This is a genomic window from Sulfitobacter sp. L-8, assembly GCF_056859255.1.
The window spans coordinates 1-3,318 of the sequence record NZ_JBSXOD010000050.1 but is presented as its reverse complement, the minus strand read 5'-3'; the positions used below and the strand labels follow the sequence as shown (position 1 = coordinate 3,318).

Genomic DNA, 3,318 nt, shown 5'->3' with positions numbered 1-3,318 from the left:
ATTTTTATGATTATGTATATTTATCGTTGAGAGATACGTTGTTGATGAACTTATTAGGTTTGGCGGTGACCTACTCTCCCACGTCTTAAGACGCAGTACCATTGGCGCAGTAGCACTTAACTGCCGAGTTCGGGATGGGATCGGGTGTTTTGCTTACGCTATGACCACCAAACCGAATAAATTCATCAACGACGCGTTTTTGCGAAGCAAAAAGCGTCGGTGGCTACGCGCATTGCTCTACAATGCACGTAGCCACTCGGGTGTTATCATCGCTTTTTCCCAGCGATAACAACGCATGTCCAAGTCAGTACATTTATGTATGTGTGTATGCTTTTGATTGATGAGTATCTGCGTGACGGCTATTCAGCCAAGTCTTGCTTCTACTGGATCAAATCAAGCCTATCGAGCAATTAGTACCAGTCAACTGAACGTATTACTACGCTTACATCTCTGGCCTATCGACGAGATGGTCTATCTCGGCTCTCAGGGATACCTTGTTTTGAGGGGGGCTTCCCGCTTAGATGCCTTCAGCGGTTATCCTGTCCGATCATAGCTACCCAGCACTGCTATTGGCATAACAACTGGTCCACCAGTGGATCGTTCACCCCGGTCCTCTCGTACTAGGGGCAACTCCTCTCAAGTATCCTACACCCACGGAAGATAGGGACCGAACTGTCTCACGACGTTCTAAACCCAGCTCACGTACCTCTTTAAACGGCGAACAGCCGTACCCTTGGGACCTGCTCCAGCCCCAGGATGAGATGAGCCGACATCGAGGTGCCAAACACTGCCGTCGATATGGACTCTTGGGCAGTATCAGCCTGTTATCCCCGGCGTACCTTTTATCCGTTGAGCGATGGCCCTCCCACTTGGGACCACCGGATCACTATGGCCGTCTTTCGACTCTGCTCGACTTGTCAGTCTCGCAGTCAGGCTGGCTTCTGCCATTGCACTCAACGAGCGATTTCCGACCGCTCTGAGCCAACCTTCGCGCGCCTCCGTTACGATTTAGGAGGCGACCGCCCCAGTCAAACTACCCACCACACAGGGTCCCGGATCCGGATAACGGACCGCGGTTAGACATCAAGCAGAACAAGGGTGGTATCTCAAGGGAGGCTCCACGCAGACTGGCGTCCACGCTTCAAAGCCCACCACCTATCCTGCACATGTTCGGCCTAATGCCAGTGTGAAGTTGTAGTAAAGGTGCACGGGGTCTTTCCGTCTAACCGCGGGTAACCGGCATCTTGACCGGTAATTCAATTTCGCTGAGTCTATGTTGGAGACAGCGGGGAAGTCGTTACGCCATTCGTGCAGGTCGGAACTTACCCGACAAGGAATTTCGCTACCTTAGGACCGTTATAGTTACGGCCGCCGTTTACCTGGGCTTCAATTCAGAGCTCTCACCCCTCCTTTTAACCTTCAGGCACCGGGCAGGCGTCAGACCCTATACGTCGTCTTGCGACTTCGCAGAGCCCTGTGTTTTTAATAAACAGTCGCCACCCCCTGGTTTGTGCCCCCAGCCTCTAGTTGCCTAGAAACCGGGCCTCCTTCTCGCGAACTTACGGAGGTATTTTGCCGAGTTCCTTCAACATAGTTCTCTCAAGCGCCTTGGTATTCTCTACCTATCCACCTGTGTCGGTTTAGGGTACGATCTAGCGATGGAGCTATTTCCAGGGACCTCTAAGCAGCCCATTCAATCCGATAAGGATGAACTACCCTCGAGATCCGTCACTTCCATCTGGCCCAGGAATATTAACCTGGTTCCCATCGACTACGCCTTTCGGCCTCGCCTTAGGGGTCGGCTTACCCTGCTCAGATTAGCTTTAAGCAGGAACCCTTGGATTTTCGGCGAGAGTGTCTCTCACACTCTTTGTCGCTACTCATGTCATCATTCTCACTAGTGATCTCTCCACGGGATCCCTCACAGGCCCGCTTCACAGAAAAGACTTTATCTTGTGCTACCGCCTACGGCTACTTGAACACGTTTACACGTACCAAACAGACGTTAAGCGATAATAAAGATAAGTCTTATGTCACACTACGCTCTGCTACCATGCAATAAATGCATCCTAAGCTTCGGCTCATGGCTTGAGCCCCGTTACATCTTCGCCGCAAGACAACTTATTTAGACCAGTGAGCTGTTACGCTATCTTTAAAGGATGGCTGCTTCTAAGCCAACCTCCTGGTTGTTTTGGTCGTCTCACCTGCTTTCCCACTTAGCCATGAATTAGGGGCCTTAGCTGTAGGTCAGGGTTGTTTCCCTCTTCACGACGGACGTTAGCATTCGCCGTGTGTCTGCCATCTAGTACTCCTCGGTATTCGGAGTTTGGTTAGGATCAGTAAGCCTGTGGGGCCCCATTACCCATCCAGTGCTCTACCCCCGAGGGTATTCGGATGACGCTCTACCTAAATAGATTTCGCAGAGAACCAGCTATCTCCGAGTTTGATTGGCCTTTCACCCCTAGGCACAGCTCATCCCGATCCTTTTCAACGGATGTGGGTTCGGTCCTCCAGTAAGTGTTACCTTACCTTCAACCTGGCCATGCCTAGATCACTCGGTTTCGGGTCTGATCCCACAAACTCAACGCCCTATTAAGACTCGCTTTCGCTGCGCCTACACCTAACGGCTTAAGCTTGCTTGTGAGACCAAGTCGATGACCCATTATACAAAAGGTACGCTGTCAGGACGTAAAGCCCCTCCAACTGATTGTAGGCGTTCGGTTTCAGGTACTGTTTCACTCCCCTCGTCGGGGTGCTTTTCACCTTTCCCTCACGGTACTGGTTCACTATCGGTCAGTAAGGAGTACTTAGCCTTCGAAGGTGGTCCTCCGATCTTCAGACAGAATTTCACGTGTTCCGCCCTACTTAATACGTCCAATCATGCTTCTTATACGGGACTATCACCCACTTTGGTTGCGCATTCCAACGCATTCTAACCACACTCATGGCTCGGCTGGTCCCCGTTCGCTCGCCGCTACTGGGGGAGTATCAATTGATTTCCTTTCCTCCGGGTACTTAGATGTTTCAGTTCCCCGGGTTTGCTTTTATAAACCTATGTATTCAGTCTATAAATACCTGGTTCTGCTTACTGATGAACCCACCGTCTGCACCTTGCGAACTTACGTCCTCAAGTAGCAAAGCGGTAGGACAACAATAAACAATCAGGTGGGTTGCCCCATTCAGAAATCCATGGATCAAAGCTTATTCTCAGCTCCCCATGGCTTATCGCAGAGTATCACGTCTTTCATCGCCTCTTACTGCCAAGGCATTCACCAAACGCCCTTTTCGCGCTTGATTTGATCCAGAAAAAGCAAGACT

General features: G+C 50.8%; 2 rRNA genes. Both read right to left on the bottom strand.

Annotated elements, in window-relative coordinates:
- Positions 1 to 57 precede the first annotated feature (57 nt).
- Positions 58 to 172: ribosomal RNA gene (gene rrf / locus AC13DE_RS11070) — 5S ribosomal RNA — on the bottom strand.
- Between the two features lie 217 nt (positions 173 to 389).
- Positions 390 to 3,297: ribosomal RNA gene (locus AC13DE_RS11065) — 23S ribosomal RNA — on the bottom strand.
- Positions 3,298 to 3,318: the final 21 nt, after the last annotated feature.